General features: G+C 40.4%; 23 protein-coding genes. 9 read left to right on the top strand and 14 right to left on the bottom strand.

Annotation, left to right across the window (positions count from 1 at the left end; translation table 11 throughout):
• Positions 1-131 precede the first annotated feature (131 nt).
• The 3 genes from dnaQ to MUS1_RS10990 are packed head-to-tail and all read right to left on the bottom strand — an operon-like array spanning position 132 to position 2,022.
• Positions 132-845 (bottom strand): DNA polymerase III subunit epsilon, encoded by a 714-nt coding sequence (gene dnaQ / locus MUS1_RS11000; protein ID WP_036162445.1) that lies wholly within the window; start codon positions 843-845, stop codon positions 132-134.
• Positions 842-1,270 carry a ribonuclease HI gene (gene rnhA, locus MUS1_RS10995; protein WP_036162585.1) on the bottom strand — a complete coding sequence of 143 codons (429 nt, stop codon included), beginning with the start codon at positions 1,268-1,270 and terminating at the stop codon, positions 842-844. Before rnhA ends, dnaQ begins: the two co-directional genes overlap by 4 nt.
• Before the next feature lie 11 nt (positions 1,271-1,281).
• Positions 1,282-2,022, bottom strand: a complete 741-nt coding sequence (locus MUS1_RS10990; protein WP_036162444.1) for a class I SAM-dependent methyltransferase — start codon at positions 2,020-2,022, stop codon at positions 1,282-1,284.
• 95 nt (positions 2,023-2,117) lie between these two features.
• On the opposite strand from MUS1_RS10990, the gene gloB reads away from it, so the two are divergent.
• Both gloB and MUS1_RS10980 read left to right on the top strand, forming a co-directional pair.
• A complete protein-coding gene (gene gloB, locus MUS1_RS10985) occupies positions 2,118-2,891 on the top strand; it encodes a hydroxyacylglutathione hydrolase (RefSeq protein ID WP_036162584.1) in 774 nt (257 codons plus the stop codon).
• A 54-nt stretch (positions 2,892-2,945) separates the two neighbouring features.
• Entirely contained in the window at positions 2,946-4,640 is a 1,695-nt protein-coding gene (locus MUS1_RS10980) for a LysM peptidoglycan-binding domain-containing protein (RefSeq protein ID WP_036162443.1), read from the top strand.
• 80 nt (positions 4,641-4,720) lie between these two features.
• On the opposite strand, the gene ppnP is transcribed toward MUS1_RS10980, so the two are convergent.
• The 4 genes from ppnP to MUS1_RS10960 all read right to left on the bottom strand — a co-directional run bounded on the left by ppnP (position 4,721) and on the right by MUS1_RS10960 (position 8,094).
• A complete protein-coding gene (gene ppnP / locus MUS1_RS10975) occupies positions 4,721-5,011 on the bottom strand; it encodes a pyrimidine/purine nucleoside phosphorylase (RefSeq protein WP_036162442.1) in 291 nt (96 codons plus the stop codon).
• A 66-nt stretch (positions 5,012-5,077) separates the two neighbouring features.
• On the bottom strand, positions 5,078-5,956 hold the full coding sequence (gene gcvA / locus MUS1_RS10970) for a transcriptional regulator GcvA (RefSeq protein WP_342665495.1): 879 nt from the start codon (positions 5,954-5,956) through the stop codon (positions 5,078-5,080).
• Between the two features lie 141 nt (positions 5,957-6,097).
• Positions 6,098-7,444: a DEAD/DEAH box helicase gene (locus tag MUS1_RS10965; RefSeq protein WP_036162439.1), complete on the bottom strand. Its 1,347-nt coding sequence runs from the start codon at positions 7,442-7,444 to the stop codon at positions 6,098-6,100.
• A gap of 89 nt (positions 7,445-7,533) precedes the next feature.
• A complete protein-coding gene (locus MUS1_RS10960; protein WP_036162437.1) occupies positions 7,534-8,094 on the bottom strand; it encodes a DUF1285 domain-containing protein in 561 nt (186 codons plus the stop codon).
• A gap of 170 nt (positions 8,095-8,264) precedes the next feature.
• On the opposite strand from MUS1_RS10960, the gene MUS1_RS10955 reads away from it, so the two are divergent.
• A complete protein-coding gene (locus MUS1_RS10955; RefSeq protein WP_036162435.1) occupies positions 8,265-9,221 on the top strand; it encodes a methylenetetrahydrofolate reductase in 957 nt (318 codons plus the stop codon).
• Here the strand turns inward: MUS1_RS10955 and MUS1_RS10950 are convergent.
• A complete protein-coding gene (locus MUS1_RS10950; protein ID WP_036162434.1) occupies positions 9,214-10,224 on the bottom strand; it encodes a glycosyltransferase family 9 protein in 1,011 nt (336 codons plus the stop codon). The genes MUS1_RS10955 and MUS1_RS10950 overlap by 8 nt on opposite strands.
• A gap of 107 nt (positions 10,225-10,331) precedes the next feature.
• On the opposite strand from MUS1_RS10950, the gene MUS1_RS10945 reads away from it, so the two are divergent.
• Together MUS1_RS10945 and MUS1_RS10940 are read left to right on the top strand one after the other, a co-directional pair.
• The gene (locus MUS1_RS10945) at positions 10,332-11,045 is read left to right on the top strand and encodes a 3-deoxy-D-manno-octulosonic acid kinase (RefSeq protein ID WP_036162432.1); all 714 of its coding nucleotides are present in this window, start codon (positions 10,332-10,334) and stop codon (positions 11,043-11,045) included.
• Complete coding sequence (locus tag MUS1_RS10940) at positions 11,038-11,958, top strand: lysophospholipid acyltransferase family protein (RefSeq protein WP_036162430.1); 921 nt, start codon at positions 11,038-11,040, stop codon at positions 11,956-11,958. Before MUS1_RS10945 ends, MUS1_RS10940 begins: the two co-directional genes overlap by 8 nt.
• Positions 11,959-12,097: 139 nt before the next feature.
• Here the strand turns inward: MUS1_RS10940 and MUS1_RS10935 are convergent, their stop codons facing one another.
• Together MUS1_RS10935 and MUS1_RS10930 are read right to left on the bottom strand one after the other, a co-directional pair.
• The gene (locus MUS1_RS10935) at positions 12,098-13,090 is read right to left on the bottom strand and encodes an LLM class flavin-dependent oxidoreductase (RefSeq protein ID WP_036162428.1); all 993 of its coding nucleotides are present in this window, start codon (positions 13,088-13,090) and stop codon (positions 12,098-12,100) included.
• A 152-nt stretch (positions 13,091-13,242) separates the two neighbouring features.
• Positions 13,243-15,591 (bottom strand): fatty acid cis/trans isomerase, encoded by a 2,349-nt coding sequence (locus MUS1_RS10930; RefSeq protein WP_036162427.1) that lies wholly within the window; start codon positions 15,589-15,591, stop codon positions 13,243-13,245.
• A gap of 483 nt (positions 15,592-16,074) precedes the next feature.
• Here MUS1_RS10930 and MUS1_RS10925 point away from each other — a divergent pair, with 483 nt between their 5' ends.
• Complete coding sequence (locus tag MUS1_RS10925; RefSeq protein ID WP_036162426.1) at positions 16,075-16,482, top strand: pyridoxamine 5'-phosphate oxidase family protein; 408 nt, start codon at positions 16,075-16,077, stop codon at positions 16,480-16,482.
• A gap of 204 nt (positions 16,483-16,686) precedes the next feature.
• On the opposite strand, the gene MUS1_RS10920 is transcribed toward MUS1_RS10925, so the two are convergent.
• The 4 genes from MUS1_RS10920 to MUS1_RS10905 all read right to left on the bottom strand — a co-directional run bounded on the left by MUS1_RS10920 (position 16,687) and on the right by MUS1_RS10905 (position 19,632).
• Positions 16,687-17,295: a hypothetical protein gene (locus MUS1_RS10920; RefSeq protein ID WP_036162424.1), complete on the bottom strand. Its 609-nt coding sequence runs from the start codon at positions 17,293-17,295 to the stop codon at positions 16,687-16,689.
• Between the two features lie 68 nt (positions 17,296-17,363).
• Complete coding sequence (locus MUS1_RS10915; RefSeq protein ID WP_036162421.1) at positions 17,364-17,744, bottom strand: YacL family protein; 381 nt, start codon at positions 17,742-17,744, stop codon at positions 17,364-17,366.
• 14 nt (positions 17,745-17,758) lie between these two features.
• Complete coding sequence (gene ylqF / locus MUS1_RS10910; RefSeq protein ID WP_036162415.1) at positions 17,759-18,769, bottom strand: ribosome biogenesis GTPase YlqF; 1,011 nt, start codon at positions 18,767-18,769, stop codon at positions 17,759-17,761.
• A 263-nt stretch (positions 18,770-19,032) separates the two neighbouring features.
• Positions 19,033-19,632, bottom strand: coding sequence for an acyl carrier protein phosphodiesterase (locus tag MUS1_RS10905; RefSeq protein WP_036162413.1), 600 nt, complete (start codon positions 19,630-19,632; stop codon positions 19,033-19,035).
• A 240-nt stretch (positions 19,633-19,872) separates the two neighbouring features.
• On the opposite strand from MUS1_RS10905, the gene MUS1_RS10900 reads away from it, so the two are divergent.
• The 3 genes from MUS1_RS10900 (at position 19,873) to MUS1_RS10890 (ending at position 23,393) form a co-directional block, all read left to right on the top strand.
• Positions 19,873-21,402, top strand: a complete 1,530-nt coding sequence (locus MUS1_RS10900; protein WP_036162411.1) for an ABC transporter substrate-binding protein — start codon at positions 19,873-19,875, stop codon at positions 21,400-21,402.
• 75 nt (positions 21,403-21,477) lie between these two features.
• Positions 21,478-22,458 carry an ABC transporter permease gene (locus tag MUS1_RS10895; protein ID WP_036162409.1) on the top strand — a complete coding sequence of 327 codons (981 nt, stop codon included), beginning with the start codon at positions 21,478-21,480 and terminating at the stop codon, positions 22,456-22,458.
• Entirely contained in the window at positions 22,455-23,393 is a 939-nt protein-coding gene (locus MUS1_RS10890; RefSeq protein ID WP_036162407.1) for an ABC transporter permease, read from the top strand. The genes MUS1_RS10895 and MUS1_RS10890 overlap by 4 nt, the downstream gene beginning before the upstream one ends.

Here is a 23,393-nt window from a genome sequence, read left to right as displayed (position 1 = left end):
ACCTCAAACAAAGCCTGCCTATGCAGGCTTTAAGCTGAAGAAAATAAACTCTATATTTACTGACTAGAGTTTATTTTTCAACGCTTATACTTCTTGAAAAGCAATCAATCCGCAGCAACTTACACATCTAGTTAATGCTTAATTCGCCAAACAGATTGACCTGATTTTTTATCTATTAAATCCAAACGCTCTTCATGCACTTTCATTTCATTTTCATTTGCTTTAATTACTTTTAACGCCGGACGCCCAGCCGCAACACGACGAATTTCGCCGACATCACCTTCTTCTTTAGAATCTGAATCAGAACTGTTCGCCAAACCTAAACTGGTCTGACCACCGGTCATTAATAAATACACATCAGCAAGAATTTCAGCATCCAAAAGAGCGCCGTGTAACTCTCGATGTGAGTTATCGATACCATAGCGTCGACATAGAATATCTAGATTGTTTTTTTGACCTGGATGTTTTTTTCGTGCGTAAACTAAACTATCAAAAACACCACACACTTCTGCCGTTTTTGGATAACCGCCAATTCGAGCAAACTCATGATCCATAAAACCAATATCAAAAGGCGCGTTATGGATAATCAATTCAGCACCTTTTATAAAATCAAAAAACTCTTGAGCGATTTCATGAAAGCGAGGTTTATCAGAAAGAAATTCATCACTAATACCATGTACTCGAAAAGCTTCTGCCTCTACCTCTCTATCAGGATTAATGTACACGTGAAAATGCCGCTTCGTTAGCTTACGACCTATCATCTCTACACAACCAATTTCGATAATACGATGGCCTTGCTTAGGGTCAATACCAGTTGTTTCAGTATCAAGAATAACCTGTCTCATGATGCAGCCCTTAACTCCTCAATACCCTGGTTAGCTAGATCGTCAGCAATTTCATTACCTTCTATCCCTGCGTGACCTTTAACCCACTTCCAAGTCACATCATGCCTTTGACATTGCTCATCTAAAACCTGCCATAAGTCCTTATTTTTAACCGGTTGCCTCGAAGCTGTCATCCAACCTTTGCGCTTCCAACCAGCCAGCCATTCTGTAATGCCTTTCTGAACATAAGAGGAGTCTGTGTATAAGGTTACTGAGCACTTTTCTTTTAACGCTCGCAGACCTTCTATCGCCCCCATCAACTCCATTCGGTTGTTTGTGGTGTCATGTTCACCGCCACACAAACGCTTTTCATGCTCGCCAAAAGCCAGCCAAGCACCCCAACCGCCAATCCCTGGATTGCCTTTGCAAGCACCATCAGTGTACATAATTACATCTTTCACTCTTTCATCTCTTTTGCTGTTGGTTTTGTTAATGGCGGCACTCTCACTCGAGTCCCAGACCAACGAGGTTTTAACGGAATATAACGTTTCTCATGTTTCGTCGCTGTCATGACATAAACACCACTAAAAAGTAATTTAAGTGGCTTTAATATTTTTTCAAGCCACTTAAAACGCAATCGCCACTTTTTGTTTTGAACAGGAGGCTTATAATAAATAAATCGCTTAGATTCTAGAGTCAGTCCAGCAACTTTTAACCAATCCTCCAAACGGTGATGAGCAATAAATCGACCGCACCAAGGTGCCTTTATTCGTGGCGTAAATAAACGACAAAAGCCCCACAAACCCAAAGGATTAAAACCAATAATAATTAGCTTACCACTAGGCAATAAGGTTCTTGCAGCTTCTCGTAAATCATCATGAGGAGTGGCTGAAATATCTAACGTATGGTGAAAGACATGAATATCAACACCATCAGATTCAAAAGGAAGTTCACTTGATTTTGCAACTATGGTATTTGAAGGTGCGCCAAACTCTAGAGTGGGAGCAAGAGAAATACTTTCCCTAAGTCGATGATTTTTTAGAGATAACGTCATTAATGGAGACTGAGTAACCAGATAATAACCTACAGAAAAATCGAGCTCAGATTCAATTTCTGCCAACTCCAATTCCAGTAAATCACTTCCTAAATCAGTCTTATACCAAGTCTGAAAAAATTGTCTTGATTGATCATCCAACATACAATGAATTCTCTATTTAAAACCGCGTGACGGTGCTTCATTTTTCTTATGGCGCGTCATCTGAAATGCAAAAAACCTATAAAAGTAGACAATATATGACCATACTTCCGCTTCCTGCTTTCCAAGACAATTATATATGGATAATCGAAGATAAAGATAGCGCACATGTTTGGGCTGTCGATCCAGGTTCTGCGAAAGTAGTAAAACAATACTGTCAGAAACATCAAAAAACCTTAGTAGGCATCTTAATTACTCATCATCATTATGATCATACAGGCGGTGTTGCAGAACTTAAACAACAAACATATTGCCGAGTTTACGGACCTGCACACTTAACTGAGCTTGTGACTCATCCCGTCATAGAAGGAGATCACATTGAAATTTTCACAGAAAACTTTCGAGTAATCGCCACTCCGGGACATACACTTGATCATCTCTGTTATTTTTCGGCACAAGAAACGCCAATTTTGTTCAGTGGTGACACCTTATTTAAAGGTGGCTGTGGTCGAATTATGGAAGGTACGCCAGCCCAAATGCTAAAGGCCATGGAAAAAATATCATCACTCCCAGACAACACACTAATTTATTGCACCCATGAATACACTCTAGCCAACTATCGATTTGCTTTATCGTTAGACCCTAAAAACAAAATATTATTAGAAAGCAATACAATTAGCCAAGACAAACGCTCACACAATGAGCCAACCATTCCAACAGAATTAAGTTTAGAGAAAAAAACCAATCCTTTTTTACGCACTCATAATAAAACAATTAAAATGTATGCCTCACAACAACTTAAAGAAGATCCTACGGAAGATTCGGTCGCTGCATTTAGCCAAGTACGTCGAGCTAAAGATAGTTTTAGTTGACCTATCCCGCCACACCTTTAAAATGTCTAAACTTTATTCAATTTTGTGGTTTTCATGATATATAAAATTTTATGGGTTTGCCTTGCAAGCTTAATTCTAAGCGCTTGCCAAACAACGTCCAAAGTAGAACAAGATAATGATCTTGCTGAGCTTTTAGAATCAGAAGAAGTCGAAGTTGTTGATGCAGACACAGATCGACTTGGCGTTATAGATACCGTTCCACCTATCAACTCAACTGCAGAAGAAACAGAAGAAGTATTAGCAGACGCTACGATTGAGAAAAAAGAACCTGTAGAGCCAGTGAAGTCAAAAGAACCTGACGATATTTGGGACAGAGTTCGCGCTGGCTACCAAATGAATATTGATATTGACCGACCTCGCTTGTCTTCTCAATTACGCTGGTTCAGCACTCACCCGTCTTATTTAGACCGCGTATCAAAACGTGGTGAGCGCTATCTATATTACATTGTTGATGAATTAGAAAAAGCCGGACTTCCTACTGAAATAGCATTACTTCCTATCGTAGAAAGTGGTTTCGATCCTTTTGGTTACAGCCATGGACGTGCATCAGGTCCTTGGCAGTTCATTCCATCTACTGGACAAATGTATGGTCTAGATCAAACTTGGTGGTATGACGGTCGTAGAGACATTATTGGTTCAACTCAAGCCGCAATCGCCTACCTTACTCGATTACATAAAATGTTTGATGGTAATTGGGAGCATGCTCTAGCATCTTATAATTCTGGTGAAGGCACAGTTATGCGCGCCATCAGAAAAAATAAAAAAGCAGGTAAACCAACCGACTTTTGGTCTTTAGATTTACCAAGAGAAACTCGCGCCTACGTCCCAAAACTTATTGCACTAGCAAAAATCATTAAAAACCCTGAGAAATACAACTATTCAACGTATTTTATTCCGAATAAGCCTTACTTTGACGTAGTCAACATTGGCGGACAACTTGATCTAGCGCAAGCTGCTCAAATGGCCGGCGTAAGCATCGATGAAGTATACCTGCTGAATCCAGGCTTCAACCAATGGGCGACATCTCCAGATGGCCCTCATCGATTACTAATGCCAATTAGTAAAGCTAAACAATTCCGAACTAAGCTAGCAGAGATCCCTCCTACAGAACGTGTAACTTGGGTTCGCTATACAGTAAAAGCAGGAGACAGTTTGTTGCTTGTTGCTAAGCAGCATAATACGACTGTTGGCGTTCTACAAAACGTAAACAAAATATCGTCTTCATTAATACGTGTTGGGCAGGAACTTATGATTCCAGTGGCAGGCAATGATATTGAGAGCTATACATTAAGTTCTCATCAGCGCTTGTTAGCTAAACAATCTAATGCGCCAAGTCGTAACAGAATAAAAATCGACTACACTGTCGCATCAGGTGACAGCTTATGGTTGATTGCAAACAAATACGGCACAACCAGCAAAACACTTGCTCGTTGGAATAGTATGGGGCTTGGTGATCCATTATTTCCAGGCAAAAAACTGGTTGTTTGGCTTGAACCTAAAGAATCAAAAAGCAACTCACAAACTAGCCCTCAAAACGCATTAAATACACGCAGCGTAATGAAAAAAGTGGTGTACACCATTCGCTCCGGTGATTCATTAGCGGTTGTTGCTAATAAATTCAAAGTGTCCGTGAATGATATTAAAGGTTGGAATCCTAAAGTTAGCAGCCAGAAATATGTTCAGCCAGGGGATAAAGTAACCTTACTTGTTAATGTAGTTGGCGGGTAACCAAGAAAAAAAGCATGATATTAAATACAAAAAAAGGGCTGATTTTTCAGCCCTTTTTTATGTAAAAAGCAAATCAAGGATTATTCATAACGGCAGAGGTATGCTGTGGTTTCTTCAACTTTCACTTGAAAAGTCTGGTTCGCCTCTACGACAAATAGATCGCCTTTTGAAAAAGTCTTCCAATCATTCTCTGTTGGTAGCTTTACAGTTAAAGCACCAGAAACAACCGTCATATACTCTCTCTGACTAGTGCCAAATTCATATTCACCAACCGCCATAACACCAACAGTTGAAGTACCCTCTGCATTATCTAGAGCAATGGATTTTACTTGATCATTAAAATAACTGTTTACCGTTAACGCTGCGTTCATATAAAAGCTCTCATTTATGTTTTAAAAACCTTCCACAAAACCGCCAATTATGACGAATAAAATAACCTAGTTACCCACCATCTCTTCAATTATCCACTCTTTAAACGCTGACATAGCAGACGTAACAGAACGACGTTTTTCATACACTAAGTAAAAAGACTTGTTAGTAATTAAATGCTGATCAAACAACACCTTTAGTGTTCCCGCCTCAATTTCTGGCATAACAAGCTCAGGGTCTGACAAAGAGATGCCTAAACCTTGTGCTGCAGCACCTGCTGTCAAAGAGCCACTAGAGAACATCAACCCTCGACGAAAACGAACGGGATCAAGGTCATGCTGTTGTAGCCAATCATGCCATTCATCCTTACGTTTCGAAACATGCAACAAAGGGTAGAAACTCATATCTTCAGGTGTATTAATTGGCTGATTGGCCTTTATTAATTTGGGATTACAGACAGGAGCTAATCGAGCAGGACGTAAATAATAAGCATCCACGCCTTCCCATTCACCATTACCAAAATACACAGCCATATCAACATCGTTTGCAGAAAAATCGATCAAACCGATAGAGGAGCTAATTTCAATTTGAATATCAGGGTAACGACTTTGAAAACGTTCCATTCGTGGCATAAGCCAGCGAGTTAAAAATGCAGGCGCTACCGCCAACCTTAACGAACCTGATTTTTGCTGACTTTTGAGTTCTGAGGTTGCATCTTCTAGCTGCTCAAAAATCGCTTTAATCGGCTTTAGATAAGATTCCCCTGCTTCCGTTAAAATCACTTTACGCTTAGTCCGTCGAAATAATTCAAGGCCTAGAAAACTTTCCAGTCCCTTGATTTGATGGCTAATCGCGGAAGGTGTCACAGACATCTCTTTAGCCGCTTTATTAAAACTGCCATGACGAGCAGCAGATTCAAAACATCGTAACGAATTTAGTGGGGGCAAACGGTTAATAACCTGATCTCCAATGAATTAGCAAAATTAACCAATAAAGTGAATATATCTCACCTTTAATCTAATAACATCAAAAACAATACTTACTCACAAATCTAAGCAACCCTTTAATACTTTACAGTGGCAAACTATCTAATCTTCACCATCGTCGGTATTTACTTGTTTTTCAAAACGCTTAGTTGGTAATTTGAAAGCATCAAAACCATCTTGTTGATTATCATGAAAACGCGCTTTACCTGTGGCTTTTTTAGCTGAGTTCTTGGGTATTTTATTTTGTACTTTTGACGCTGGCTTTTTACTTACCGCACGTGCAGGTTTTGGTGGCATTAATCCTTTAAATTTAGGCTCTAATCCTTCAACTACTTCCGTATCAAAAGTTTTTTGTAAAAAGGCCTCAATCGCCTTAAAGTTCGCCCAGTCTTTAGGTCCAACCAATGAATAAGCTTCGCCTTTAAAACCCGCGCGACCAGTTCGTCCAGTACGATGCACAAACTCTTCCGCTTGTTTTGGCAAATCAAAATTAAATACATGAGAGACGCTAGCGATATCTAAACCACGAGACGCTACATCAGTACTTACCAAAACATCAAATTGACCTTTAGCAAAACTTTCCATTGTTTTATTGCGGGCACTTTGTGACAAATTGCCATTAAGTGCTTGAGTCGTTAACCCCCAACCTGCAATGATTTCAGATAAGCGAACGGTATCGTTTTTTGTTGCGGTAAATACAATCACCTGTTTAATCGCTTGATCAACCAATAAATGCTTTAACAAGGCTTCTTTATGATCTAAGTGATCGCACAATAAGATGTGCTGTCCAATATCTGAATGCTCATCAAACCCCTGACCAACCGCTACACGAGAAGGCTCACGCAACAACTCACCGGCAATTTCACTAACATCGGTATTATCCAATGTCGCGGAGAAGAATAAAGTCTGACGCTGTCGATGACTTGCTGCAGTATTTATGGCACGCATGGCATCGGCAAACCCTAAATCCAGCATACGGTCGGCTTCATCCAAAATAAGTAGTTCCAGCCCTTCGAGAAAGACATGACGCTGTTTTAAATGATCAACTAAACGACCCGGTGTTGCGACGATAAAATGAGGGTCTTTTTGTAAAAGTTTATGTTGATCATTAAAGTTTTCACCACCTTGAATAAGGATGGACGTAAAACGGCTTGCTGCTAATAAAAGACGAAGCTGACCATAAACTTGTTTTGCCAGTTCACGAGTTGGCACCAAAATCACAACTCGCGGATCGCGTTTTGATAAGGCTTTTTTCTTATAAACTCGATGTAACGCTGGTAAAAGATAGGCGAGTGTTTTTCCTGATCCAGTTTTTGACGACGCCAATAAATCGCGTCCAACCATAGCTTCCGGTATCGCACGGGACTGAATTTCTGTCGCCTCATTAAATCCTAAATGATCAATGGACTTCAAAATGCGATTATCAAAACCAAATTCTTTGAATAACAAACAAACACCCCTTCAAAACAAAAATAATGCGCAAAGAAAAACATCACGCTCAATGAGTCACATTATATACCTAGACGGGTAAAAATTCGTCATTCATCTTCCATTAAAAGATAAGATTTACCTGCACTTATCACCCCCATACCAGTTCCTTTTGATGTCTCAACTCTTTCTAGGCTTTCTGCCAGGCCATAAAAAGCATTACGTCTAACCAATGCCTTCATTCCGTAGCGCATAGAAATATAAGGACGCTCTTCTCCTTTGAAAAAATCCATCCATAAATCACAGTCTACACCGAGTATTAAGACATCATCAGTGTGTGTCTTAAACTCAATGGCTTGCCCATACTCTGTTTCAATCCAACGCCATTCAGTGACTAAAAAAGGCGCATCTTCCACCTGAATTCGAACCTTCTCGACAGGCGTTACTAAAAAATACTCACCTGCTTCGAACCATAGAATTCGACTAAACATAGCCACCATAGCAGAACGTTTTATTTTTCCACCCTCATGAAACCATTCCCCATTTGCTTTAATAACAAGATCCATATCACCACAAAAAGGAGGAGACCATGTATGCACTGGTGGCAAACTAGCTTGTGCTGTTTGGAAGGATGCAGCTTCAGACAAACCCTTTAGCTCAACATTTGACATTTCCACCTCTTTTTTCATCGAACGAATTAGCCGCCCTCACTTTATCTACAATATTATTCAACTTGTAAGCAAAGCCTTGAATTCATTTCACTGTTAGAATAGCCACATCAAGAAAATTTACCGAGGTACAGAACAACACTATCTGCCTCGACTACATAGAGTGTGACATTATGAAATCCGAATTGGCAACAAAGTTTCAAGATCCTAATCGAGGCGTTTATTTTATAGGTACAACCCCTCCACGATCCTCTGTTGAAGAAGAGCAGTTAGAACAAATCAGCAACAAGCTTTTAGAACGTTTGGCAGGTGTTGAAGCAGACGGGTTAATCGTCTACGACATTCAAGACGAAACAAGCCGTATTGACAAACCTCGTCCTTTCCCTTTTATGGAAACGCACGATCCAAGAGCTTGGTCAAAACGCCTTCATACGCAATCAGGTAAACCTGTTATCACTTATAAATCTGTTTCTTCACGCAGTTCAGAAGAGTTTTCTGGCTGGTTAACAGAAGCATGGGAAGATTTTGGCATTCGTGATCTAGTTTTAGTTGGCTCACCATCTTCTAACGGTGATATCAAACTGCCTTTACCAAAGGCATACGATACATTGAAAGCATCGCCTCATGATTTCAATCTGGGTGGCGTCACTATTGCAGAGCGCCATGCTAAAAAAGGTGACGAGCACTTACGCCTGATGAAGAAATCGGACGCTGGTTGTGAATTCTTTATCTCTCAAGCCGTTTATAACCACCAAGCAACCGCAGATTTAATCAGTCGATATGCTAGAGAATGCAAAGAACACGGTGAAGAACCAAAACGCATCATTTTGACTTTTACACCTTGCGGTAGCGCCAAGACACTTGAATTCATGGAATGGTTAGGTATCTCAGTACCGGATGCGACCAAACATCGCATTCTAGACTCTGCAACACCATTAGATGAATCCATCAAAATTTGCCGCAATGCTTTAGAACAAATTATTGAAATAGCATTGCCACTTGATGTTCCACTTGGCTTGAATATTGAAAGTTTAACCAACAGAAAAGAAGAAATCGATGCATCTATCCAGTTGTATAAACTATTAAAGGCAACACTGGATCTTAAACTGGCAGAGAAAGGACTTAAATAAGCCTTTTCAATACCGCCATAACTTGGTCAATACGAATATACTGCATGGCTTCTTGGTCGTGCACACGTGTTGACCAAGGCAGTTCTGCAACTGATTTCTGATATTCCTTTTCAACTAATTCTTCGTAAACACTGACTACCTTATCTAAATCTTTATATGGCCCAGTTCGTTTAGGGTTTGAATGCGCATACAAACCTAACACAGGCGTGCCAACCAGAGTTGCCATATGAGCAGGACCAGTATCTGGACTGATGACCAATTCCGCTCCTTTCAGGACACTCAACATAACATCCAGTCTCGTCTTTCCTACAAGATCAATAACGGAGTCAGTTTGTTCTGCGATTATTTGCTGAGCGAAAGATTTCTCTTCCAATGACGGTCCGCCAGTAATAACAACTGACATACCTTTACTTGAAAGGTATGCCAACACTGCCTGATAACCTTCTACTGTCCAATTTCGATCGGCTTTAGAGGCTGAGGGATTTAATACCACATAGCGACTTGGCAAATCAAAACTCACTTCTGGCAAAACAAGACCACATGGTAAGCTTGGTTGCTTGATACCTAGTACACTGGCAATCGATAAAAAAGAATCTAAAACATGCTCACCTTTCGGTTCAGGGGCTAGCTCATTAACAAACCAAGATTGTTTTTCACGGGAGTGAGACAAAGCAAAACCAACACGCCTTTTTGCTTTAACCATTCGAGATACAAAACTTGCGCGTAAAGACCATTGCAAATGCAAAAGCATGTCAAATCGATACCCTTTCAACTGTTTACGTAATGAAAACAACCCAGGAAACCCCGTTTTCTTATCATATTCAACAACCTGTACATCTTTAAGTAAGCGAACAAGATTGGCCTCTAAAGGTGATGTTATCCAAGTTACTTGCATCGTAGGGTTTTGTTTCATAATAGATTGAACCACAGCCATAGCGTGACACACATCGCCTAATGCAGATAACCGAACAATGGCCAAATGTTGAATATTCTCTTGTCGCATGTCTTCCTCTAGGGCTGATTAAAGTTGGCAAGTATTATAGAATAGTCACTCTTAAATGTGTCCAAATTTATAAGCATTACCTATTACAACACCATAAAGCGAGTAACATGCCACAAACCATTAAAATATCGCCTCGTATTATTCTATTGCAAAGCGACCAAGAACTACCTGTAACTGTGTCATGGTTTGACCCTGAATTTTGGCAATCACAAAATGCTCTCGCAGGAACAGGACTCGGCCGAGGTGCCGTCTGGTTTATAAACAGTACTTTCGGCCGGTTTGTGATTCGTCGTTATCGTCGTGGCGGTTTAATTGCTAAAGTAAATAAACAGCATTTTTTATTTACTGGCATCGAAAAAACACGCCCTTGGCTAGAGCTAAATCTATTAGAAAAAATGCGTATTTTAGAGCTTCCTGTACCACGCCCAATAGGCGGTCTATTCACTCTTAACAAAGGTTTTTATCGAGCAGAGCTACTCACTGAAACTATCCCTAACGCCAGAGATTTGTTCGACATAATAAAAAGCGATTGTCATAACGAAATCAACTGGAAAGAAATAGGACTGGTCATTAAAGACTTTCATAATCATGGCGTTTATCATTCAGACTTAAATTGCCACAACATCATGATAGATAATCACAATAAAGTATGGGTTATCGACTTTGATAAATGCGAATTTAAAACACCTCATTCAGACTGGCAACAATCCAACATTGATCGCCTAAAACGATCTATCAACAAAGAAGCCAGCAAACACTCAACTTTTCATGTATCAAACAAGCAATGGCAGGCTTTTTTGGAGGGATACAACAATGGCTAAACAAAGCACATTAGATAAAAGCATTACCAAGTTCATTAAACCAAAGCATTGGTTAACATGGCTCGGAATGGGAATAGCCTACTTACTCAGTTTTTTACCTTGGTCTATTCTACAGAGCCTAGGCTCTGTTTTTGGTCGATTTTTATATTTAATTTCTCCTCGACGACGCCATATTTGTAATGTGAATTTTAAAATTTGCTACCCAGACATGACAAAAACCAAAAGAAAACAGTTAACCAAGGAACATTTTGAAAGCATGGGAAAAGGTGTACTAGAAACTTTCGCATCTTGGTTTCAAAATAAAAATAGATTCTCATCGAGAGTTACTTTCGAAGGGCAAGAAGTAATAGATCAAGTGCTTTCTAAAGGTAGAGGCTGTATTTTAATCAGTGGTCACTTTTCGTCTTTAGATATTTGCGGCAGCCAAGTACCTCGTATTCTCGACGTACACCCAATTTATAAGCTACAGAAAAACCCTGTTATTAACTGGATAATGGAGCGTCAGCGTAAAGCTATTTTCACCAAAACAATCGAACGCAGAAATATGCGTGAAGTACTTAAATCCTTAAAGAAAAACAAAGCCGTTTGGTACGCAGTTGATCAAGATTATGGTCGACAGGACTCCGTATTTGCGCCCTTTTATGGCCGTGAATGCGCAACCATTGCCCATATAGGCAGAATTGCCAAAATGACCAATGCTCCAGTTGTGCTGTACGACTATGGACGTACTGCAACAGGCTATCATTTAGCCTTTACAGAAGTACCTGATTTCCCAACAGCAGACGATGTAACCAATGCAGCCAAAATGAACGAGTTAATGGAATCAATCATCGCCCCTAAAAAAGAACAATATTTTTGGGCTCACCGTCGCTTCAAGACACAAGTGAACAAGGGCGATCCTTCTCCGTATTAAAACACTCGCTTCTTCCCGATCTAAATAAAAAATCATCAAAGAAAAATCTCTTTAGTGGTTTTTTATTGCTCATAACCTCTACGAACAGACGCTATCGAGAACAACCATTAACAAGCTCACAACACTGATACATTTAGATTTAATCAATAGCCAACTCATCTCGAACGTCTGCCATCAAGCGCAATGATTTCAATCGTGCTTCTGGATCATGAATAGGCATAGAAACAATAAGTTCATCAACTTGTGTTGCATCAAGAAAACTCGATAATTTAAAGGCCACCGATGCCTTTGAACCAACAACCGCATATTGCAACATGTGATCAACCATGTGTTTTTCACTAGGTGACCAGATAGCATCCATAGAATCAACCGGCTTGGTAAATGGCACATTTCGATTACGGCGTAAATTGATAAACTGCTGCTGAGCAGAGGTAAACAAATACTGCGCTTCTTCATCCGTATCCGCCACAACAGCCATAACACCAGCCATGGTATGAGGCTTGGCAAGTTGTTCTGACGGTTTAAAATTACGACGATAAACAGTAAGCGCTTGAATCAATTGATCAGGCGCAAAATGAGACGCAAAAGAATAAGGCAAACCAAACTCTGCTGCCACTTGCGCACTGTATAAACTCGACCCCAGCATCCACAAGGGAACATGAGTATCAAAACCTGGAACCGCTTTTATTCCTTGACTGCCACTCCCAAGCAAACGTCGCAACTCCAAAACATCATCTGGATAACTATCAACAGAAGCATCCATATTACGTCGTAGAGCTCTGGCCGTTTGCATATCTGTACCCGGTGCGCGCCCTAAACCCAAATCAACACGATTAGGGTAAAGCTCCGCCAAAGTACCAAACTGCTCAGCAATCACCAAAGGAGAATGATTTGGCAGCATAACACCACCAGAACCTAGACGAATTGTCGATGTGGCCGCACCAAGATGAGACAACACCACAGAAGTCGCAGAACTTGCCACTCCAGCCATGCCATGATGCTCAGCTAACCAAAAGCGCAGATAATTGTTTTCTTCCGCCGCTATCGCCATTTTACGACTCATAGCAAGCGAATCCGCCACAGAGTAGCCATCAGCTACCGGTGCTAAATCAAGAATAGAGAAAGGAATCATAAGATTTTCCAACAAAGAGAGAATATATATTGTTAGTTGGGTTTAATCACTCAAGATACAAGTAGCAAATATTGCAGGGAATGCAGAAGCGTGTTCCCCCACTCTCAAACACATTACTTAATGTATCGGCCTCACACATAAAAAACCTTGCCTTACCTGTTTTCTAAACGATTATAGTCCAAAATACCACTTTCTCTTGGTCGATCTAATTTATTCAAGTTGGCAATAGCATCGCTAACAAACCAAAAATTTGGATGAGTTCGTCGGATACCAAAGCTGTCTAAAAGCTCAGTATAATCTTTTCCAGTTTTCAGTTTAGCGACTTGGCTAGCCCAATTTATCAGCTCACTTTCTTCGACTTGCATAAGCACATTTGGATAATCACCGAGCACGCCTTTTACTAAAGTAATGCCATCTTCTGCGGGCAAGCGTGCCGATTCTTCATCCAATAAACTAGAAATATTAGAGTGAGCCTTGTTATGAATAATGCTTAATACTTCCACAGGAACACCCTGCTTGGTCACTAAAACAGTAACGACATTCGGCAAGAAAACCAAACCGCCGCCACGAACTGCTTGAAGCTTATACAAGGCTTCGATTTGTTTAGCAGTTAAGGTACTTTGCTCTAAATCATAATCACGATCGAGAACTTTGGTAAGCTTGTGACGTAGTTTTTCATAAAGCTCGGCTTGGTGATCATTTGTGCCATATTGAACTTGAGCTTCTCTATCAATCTTAATGTAATCACTAAAAATATAGTTCTTTATTGTCTGACTAACATCTCGATACCAATATTTTCGAATTCTCTCTCTATCTTGTTTTGGCAAGAGCATGAGGAAATTCATCTCGCCCTCCATACGTAAAAAATCCATATATAAACGAGTAACCAATTGATGACCGACATTGCCATACACATCAAAGCCAGCTACCAACAAGTAATGAATACGCTCTAATAATGGATAATCAATGACCCATGAGGTTTTGGGATGTTGTCCAACCATACCTTTTACGACAGAGGCGTTATCAAAGTGCCGGAAAATAGTTAGCGCAGCATTTTGATTATTGCCATCACCATCCCAGATTATATTCAAATCCAATGGTATTTTTTTCCCAGCGTCACTTTCAATTAATGCCGCTTTTGCGGATAGATAAGATTTTTGCTGTTCAGAAAAAATGACCCATGACGCTAAAGGCAAAGTATTACTAGAACCCACCGCGGGCAAATCAAGCTCTTGCACTTGATCTTCTAAAAAATCGGCAGAGCCTTTGTTGTAGCCTAGTTCTGGATCAACGAAATACACCCAAAATTGTTCATTGATTACATTTACAGCGACCTGACCACGACACACTGGCCCTTTAATAAAAGCCATGATGGTATTTTGAGAGTGATCTAATAAAAAGCGATAACGAGCATGAGAGGGAATTTCACGAAAGGCTCTAAACGGATTGGTTGCGACTTCTCGCTCATAACCAGGATCTTTTGTTACTTTATACACCTCGCCATAAAAATAAGACATCCAGCGCATATACCTCGCTTCGTCTAACTGCATAGGAATATGGTTTTTTTGAACTTTCACCTCTGGGTCAGCTAAAAGGCGATAATAAACCTTAGCTACGCCAGGTGGATCATAAGGCCTGCGGGTGGCAATACGATCAACAGGCTCACCCGGTGGGGTTTTCGATCGTACTAATTGGAAGCGATAGTCTTCACCATCATCAAGATACAAACTGTATAGATACAAATGCTCGTAAATATAACGAGAAATGAGCCGACCTTTTAAATCATCACCATTTAGACGAGATTCCCATAATTCGACTTTCATTTGAAGCGTCGATGGTAGCGCTTTTGCTGCAGGCATTTTTCCGCCTTTCGCTAACCAACGGGTCAAAATATCGTACTCTTGGTCATTCAAAGCGGGGAGCCCGTATGGCATTCCCCAATTTGGGTAATTTTTCTCAAACTGAGAATACTCCTCTACACTCGAACACTGCTGGTCTCGCGCCAATGAAAAATCATAATCATCTGATAAAACAGGCTGTGTAAACTCCCCCTGTTTTTTGCGTAACGCTATTGCACGATATAACACACTACCTTGCAGGTTTGCAGATGGTGATTGCTCCCGTTCATTTAGAACGGGGTGAAAGCCTTTTGTTCGCCACTCTTGAGTAGTCTTTCCATCAATAAACAATCGCGTCGGAGAAGCAGCCAACAAACGTGTTCCGTCATAAACTAGATCCTTTGAGCCCCCTCGCTCAATACCTTCTGAAGCGGTCAATTTGAGCTGGCAAGGTGCGTCATAACAGGCATGACAGGACACACAACGACTGTCTAAAATCGGCTTAACTTGCTCGTCATAAAATACGGCATCATCTTCACTAACATTGCTGACACGATTTTCAGGATTCTCAGAACCAAAAAGATCATCAAATTGATGTGTTACATATGCAGCACAGCCTGAAACCAGAACAAGCAAACAAAGAAGAGACAACCAACGAGACATAAAAAATTTCCTTTATTACTTCATAACAAAAGCAAGGGGCAAATAAAAATATTGCCTCAACTTAGCCTCACAACTCATAAGGCATAAGGTATAAGGTATAAGGTATAAGGTATTTAAATTAAGTATTGAATGACCTTTTAATAACAATCATAGCCCTAATAGTCACTACAAAATTAATAGCAGCTACAAATCTACAGTTATTATAAACACCACGAAGAACTCTTGCATTAATGTCAAAATACGGTAATGATTATGATAATTGATATTATTTGCATTATATTAAAGACAGGTCTATCGAAATACATGAAATCAAACAGACTTAAGCGACTGACACAAATAAAAAACGCCATCAGATACCTTGATACTGACAAATGAGATTTATCAATGAGAGCTGGTATGCCGATAGACGGACATATCCTCTTATATCAACTGTTGTTAGTTTTAAAAGATAGCTAACACTAAAAATAAGGAAGTAATACAGATATGAGCCAAGTAAAACTCGACGATAAAATGCAAACCATGCTTGCCGCACAAACCCCAATTATAGCGACCGTTATTCAGAGTAACGGCCTGCCCAATATAGGTCCTAAACGCTCTCTACGAGTCTATGATGAAAATCATCTAATCTATAATGAAAATACGGGTGGTCAAACTCTAGAAAACATTGAGAAAGGATCTAAAGTCGCTATAGCAGTAATCGATCGCCCCAACCTAGATGGTTACCGTTTTGTAGGTACTCCAAGCATTCACCTCGATGGTGCGGCATTTGAAAATGCTCTAGCCTTTGCCGCACTAAATGGCATGAAAGAACCAAAATGTGCGGTACTCATTCAAGTGGATGAAGTATACACACTAAAATCTGGCCCTACAGCCGGTCAGAAACTAAGCTAATCAATTAAAACGTCAGACTGATTATCACTCTTGACACCACAGCACCCGCCTAGAATGTATTTCAGGTGGGTGCTCATAATAAAGTCAGCTAAAAACTAAAAGTTCAAAACACACATTTAAATAACTTTATACTTTTTCAGGCAAATAAAAACGCCAATTAAGGCGTTTTCTTTTAAAAGCATACAAGACAAGTAAAACTAACGATTACTTTTCGTCTTCGTCAACATTTACACTGTCTTCAGGGTAAGTATCAGATAGCTCATAAGCATCATCACCCATATCATCATTGGCAAGCATCAAAGCATCTTCGTAGGCACCACCAAATTCAATACGAGTGATATCGTACAAGTCGTACTCAAATGTATCGTCAAACCAACGAGCGTCTGAACCTATTTCTTCCAATTCATACGTGACAGCATCAGCACGAACAACACGACCAATTTCACAACTATCTGGTTCAATTTCTTCACGATGAAGTGTAACTAAACCAAACTCCTCACTGACGTCGATCAACAACACCGCCAGATCATCAAGCTCCACTTCGGGATCAACAACTTCTTCACCACGAAGCGCTAATACTTTTTTCTGGAAATCATTAAAGGGAGCTGGATGAGCAAAATCACTAATGTCTTCAAGAAACAAAACTTGATAACCATTAAGACGAATACTGTCATCCACCAACTGGAGCAAAACCATTTCTTCGTTGGCAGCCACAACAAAACCATCCGTCCAATTTTCTGGTCCGTCTAGTTCTTCACGAAAAATGCGAACGACATTATTTCGAGTACGAGCTTTTTCCAATTCGATGAGCATATTGGCTCCCTAAAAAAACATGAAAAATAAACATACGCTAGTGTAAACCCAGCCAGCGCAAGGAACAACTATTGCAGCACTTCGTGCCAATTTTCGATCATATTAATCAAATCTTCTAGACCACATTCTGATTGAATGCCATCTGTTGAAGTTTGGTAAAAGCTTTCTTGGGTATCAAACATGGCTTTTATTTCTTCTTCTGCCGAGTCTAGATCAACTTGACGAGAAACAGAAACGCCCTCTTCAGTCAGAATCACATTGAAAGGACCGTGTTTAAACTCAGTCGTTTCTTTTTCAGTTTCCGCTAGGCGAGCCGCCATCAATACCCGTTGAATACTTTCTAAGTCTCGTACGTATTCAGACACCCATTCGCCAATTGCTGCGAACTCATATCCTGTGTATATACGATAAATATTTTCGTCTTGGTCAAAGGCTATTTCATAATCCATGACAGTGAACCTCACTAATGGTCATCTAAATTTTCGTCTTGCGTGTTTTCGTGTTGCGTTGTGGATTGCACCTGACTTTCACGATAAGCACGATTGCTCGCTTGTTGACGCTGAGGAATAGCAGCGATTAATCTTGCCTGCCTAATTGCTTCCTTCTTCGCTTTTGCTTCTTCGACCAAACCCTCTTCCAATGCAATCATTTCGGGCGTTTCCATCACATAAGGACCGATTGCACCGGTTCTTACATCATTCAAAAATACTTCTGCCGCTTTGTGCATATCAACTTTACCGCCAGACCGCAAAGCACCACGCTTAGAACCAATGACTTTCAAAACATCGTAAGGATCGTCAGCGATTTCTTTCAGTTTATAGCGAGTAACCAGTGAATCTAAATAATCACTAATAAAGAACTTTAATCCAACTAAGGCTACATCTTCGTAATCGATGGCTGTATCACGAACCGCACCGGTTACCGCTAAACGATAGCTGGCATCTGGGTTTTCAATTTTAGGCCATAAAATACCTGGCGTATCCAACAACTGAAAGCCATTGGTGACTTTTAATTTTTGTTGCGACTTAGTAACAGCAGGCTCATCACCTACTTTTGCTACACGACGGCCAAGTAAAGCATTCATCAAACTAGACTTACCCACGTTAGGAATACCAGCGATCATCGCGCGAATCGGCTTTTCAGCACTGCCTCGATGAGGAACCATTTGGCTTACCCATTGGCTAATTTTAGCAACATCGGCTTTATCAAGAGTCGAAAAAGGATGCGCTAAGACGCTTTTATTACCGCGCCAATGCTCTAACCAAAGATCCAAACGAGCTTTATCAGCCAAATCTTTCTTATTTAATAGACGAAGTACAGGAACCTCGCCACGTAATGTATTCAACATAGGGTTTTGGCTAGAATCAGGAATACGTGCATCTAATACTTCGATGACTATATCCACTTGCGTCATGACTTCTTCGATTTCACGACGCGCTTTGTTCATGTGCCCTGGATACCACTGAACGGCCAAACTAATTTCCCCTATGGTTATGATCAAGTCTTTTTTCGGTGGCGAATTCTACCACAAGTTCTTATTAAGAAAGAGAAAATACTCTATTAAGATCCCATTAGTTTTTATCATACATTTAGTCCAGCTCTGACTTAGATCAAGATAGTCTATAAGCTAAACACCTATACTCAATTACGTCATATTAAGCACAAGAAAGGAATCTGCACCTAACTTGAAGCTTGTGTGATTGTTCTCTTGACCGAACTTAGGCTTTCTAAGTTCACTTAGCCGAGGCTGTGTGTGGCCTCGGCTTTTTTCATTTCTTGATCAACAAACTTAAGTAAATCTGGATATAAAGCCAAAAATGGCTTCTCTGCCTGCTCAATGACATTAGGTAAATCATCAACAAAGTCTTGTAAATACTCACCGTATCGCCAACGTCGCATAATGGAACGTATGGCTTTTTCCACACCATCAGTTGTGCCAAGTGTTGATAACCAGTTGTCAGCTTCTAATGAGCTAATCATATTTTTCAAGCGCTCAGGGCTGCGCTCTTTATCCAGCATTAAACCGGACACCGCTTGTTCACAAAATACATCTAAAGGCATCCCACCAAAACGCGACCAGTTTTGAATTAACCAGTAATCCATAACAATATCCTGAACGATGCCAGCAAAACGCCTTCTGCCATTTCTTGGCATTGAACGATATTCGACACTGGCGGCATGCTGATCAACCATGACATCAACCTGCTGATGCAGACGCCAACCTTGTAATAAATCCGCATCCAGCGAATTTGCATTAACAGGAAAATCCCCTAATAAATTTCCAACCCAAGATGTTTGAGTGATGGACGCTATATGCAGATGAGCAAAATAATTCATATCTACCTATTTATTTAAAACCTGATGCTCTAAATAAAACATAATTCGCTCCAAATATGCTGAAACGATATACTCTTGCTGTATTTTTACTTATTTATTTGTAAGAATACTCGGCTACCCTTTTGACTCAAAGTCATATGCACTGTCATGTTTTCATTCTAATGCTCCAAAAAAATAGACGACAAGATTACTTGTAAACAATCCTGAGCAACGCACCATACATAAATGAGGTCTAAAGTAATGAAGATCAAAGTTATTATAGCTTGTTATTTGGTGCTTATTTTATGTAATAAGGTGAGCGCAACAACATTAGAAATCGCTCTAAATGCAGACCCTGTTTCATTAGACCCACACGAACAACTTTCTGAAGGGACACTTCAGTTTTCCCATTTTACTTTTGATCCGTTATTACGATGGGAAAAAAGTGGTCAATTCGAAGCTCGACTAGCAACAAAATGGCAACGCCTTGATGCACACACCATGCGTTTCTTTTTAAGGAAAGACGTCACTTTTCATTCTGGCAATCCATTTTCAGCAAAAGACGTGATTTATACGATTAATCGCTTAAAAACATCACCTGATTTTCGAGCTATGTTTAATAGCATCGCCTCAGCATCTATCGTTGACAAATATACAGTCGATGTTCATGCGACCTCGCCGAATCCTTTACTTTTAAACATCATGGCTTACGTATTCCCAATGGATCAGGCTTTTTATCAAGGTCGAGATGAAATTATTAAATACGGTAAAACTTTTGCGTCACAAAATGTCTCAGGTACTGGGCCGTTCGTATATATAAGTCGTGAACTCGGCAGCCGAATGGAATTAAAACGAAACCCTAATTACTGGGACACAAATTCGCCGGGTAACGTAAACAAGATCATCCTAACGCCAATCCGTACCGATTCAACCAGACTCGCTGCATTATTCTCGGGTGATGTTGACTTCATTTTCCCTATATCTCCTATTGATATAGAACGAACCAAGCGCACCTCAGGTATTCATCTTGTCACTATTCCAAGCACACGTATTTTATTGCTACACATGAATCAAAATAGACGCCAAGAATTCAAAGACGTCAAAGTAAGAAAAGCAATTAATCTCGCCATCGACCAATCTTTGATTGTCGAAAAAATATTAAAAGGTCATGCCACACCAGCAGGTCAATTAAGCGCCGATCGCTTCCTTGGCCACGTCCATGACTTAGAGCCTGAATACGACTTACGCAAAGCACAAGACTTGATGAAACAAGCGGGCTACGAAAAAGGCTTTCGTATTAGCATGATGGCGCCAAACAATCGCTACATGAATGATGAAAAAGTCGCTCAAGCGGTTGCCGCCATGCTAGCCAGAATCAACATAACCGTCGATTTAAAAACATTACCTAAAGCTCAGTACTTTCAAGAATTTGATAATCATGCAGCCGATATTATGATGCTCGGTTGGCAATCTGACACGATGGACTCCAATAATTTATTTGAATTCATCGTCGCCTGTCCAAATAATAAAACAGGACTCGGTGCTTATAACGCCAGTGAATATTGTCGCCCTAGTCTCGACGATAATATTCACCAAGCAAACAGAGAGATGGACCAAGAAAAACGCATCATTTTATTACAACAAATAGAGCAGACTTTATATGAAGATGCCGCTGTTGTTCCGCTTTACTGGCAGTCTCTTTCTTGGGCGGCCAAAAATAAAGTTAAAATACAAGACATAGTCAATGACCAGAACTACCCCTATTTGGGAGACTTATTCATTGATGAATAACGAACACACGAAGCACTTTTCAGCAGACTTACAAAGAGACACAATTACAATGATCAAAAGGAAAAAAATCACCCAATGCTGATTTTCTTACTTCGCCGTTTAGTACAAGCTTGCTTTGTTATGATCATCATTAGTGTGATTAGCTTTGCTATTCAAGATAAGCTAGGCGACCCAGTTCAACAAATGGTTAGCATGGCTGTATCGTCCGATGAACGAGAACAATTACGCGAACAGTTGGGCCTAAATGATAGCTTCTTAAATCAATACTGGCGCTTTGCCAAAGGTGCAATTCAAGGCGACCTTGGTACATCTTATCACTACAAAGAACCAGCCTTAGACGTCATTTTAAAAAAACTTCCAGCTACATTAGAGCTGGTTTTTTGCGCTATTTTACTCATTATCATCGTCGCCACACCCTGCGGTGTCTTAGCTGCGATCAAACCCAAACATCCTGTATCTCGTCTATTAATGATCATCAGCTCTATTGGTCTTTCTGTGCCTATTTTTATCATTGCGATTTTCATGGTTTATCTCTTTTCCGTGGAATGGAACATAGCGCCAAGTTTTGGTCGTGGAGAAACCACTGAAATATTAGGCTTATGGGACAGTGGCATCTTCACCAAAGACGGATTAAGCCATTTACTTCTTCCTAGTCTCTCGCTTGCCATTGCTCTTATGCCTATTTTTGTTCGATTAATCCGAGCAGAAATGATGGATGTTCTACAATCTGAATACATACGCTTTGCTTGGTCAAAAGGACTTTCCGCCAAACGTATTTATTTCATCCACGCCTTAAAAAACACCATGCTGCCAGTTATTACCGTTGGCGGCATTCAAGCAGGAACTTTGGTGGCTTATACCATTTTAACGGAAACCATTTTTCAATGGCCGGGGATGGGATTCTTATTTATGGATGCAGTCAGTCGAGTCGACACACCACTTGTCGCTGCTTATCTTATCGTCGTCGGAGGCATGTTCGTTATCACCAACACTGTTGTAGATTTGATTTACGGTTTAGTAAATCCAACCGTACGTTTAGCGAGCCATGGCTTATGAAATATTCAAAAAAAGATCTTATCCACCCTATTGCAGGCAGTCGTTGGAATCATATTTGGTCTGGTTTTGTTGGCGACAAACTTGCCGTTCTGGCCCTGATCATTTTCATTTTTTATTGTTTGGTTGCTTTACTCGCGCCTTTGGTTGCTCCTTTTGATGTAAATGATCCAGCCTTTATGGATTTGATAAACTCTGAAATTGCGCCTAGCTGGATAAGCCATGATTCACGCTTTCTATTGGGAACCGATGCCCAAGGAAGAGATTTATTGTCGGTGATTTTATACGGCACTCGCCTTTCGCTCACTATTGGTATTTGTGCTGTTCTAATACAGGCGACATTAGGCATTTGCATTGGTTTGATGGCTGGGTATTTAGGTGGACGTGTTGATAATTTTTTAATGCGCTGCGCCGACATTCAACTGTCTTTTTCCAATATGATGGTTGCCATCGTCTTCCTTGCTATTTTCCAGTCTCTGTTTGGCATCGCCATGTATCAACAATTAGCTATGGTCATCCTCATACTTGTAATTGGTTTAACCGAATGGCCGCTTTTTGCTCGAACTATCCGGGCCTCGGTATTAGCTGAAAAGCAAAAAGAATATGTCGATGCAGCAAGGGTCATGGGCATCAGTTCAAAACGCATTATGTTTCGTCATATCTTGCCAAACACCTTATCCCCCGTGTTGGTCATTTTCACAGTACAAATTGCCAATGCGATTGTGGCCGAAGCCGCTCTGTCCTTTTTAGGCCTTGGCATGCCAGCGACAGAGCCTTCTCTTGGATCTCTTATTTCAGAGGGTTTTTCTTATATGTTCGCCGGTTCATGGTGGATTTGTGTTATTCCAAGCGCCACTCTTATCATCTTGATTTTGGCGATGAATTTACTTGGAGATTGGTTACGCGATCACCTAAATCCAAGGACGTATAAAGACTAA

This window comes from Marinomonas ushuaiensis DSM 15871 (assembly GCF_000521805.1).
Taxonomy (GTDB): Bacteria; Pseudomonadota; Gammaproteobacteria; order Pseudomonadales; family Marinomonadaceae; genus Marinomonas; species Marinomonas ushuaiensis.
Note: the sequence above shows the minus strand (reverse complement) of the source record. Positions and strands in the feature narration are given on the sequence as shown.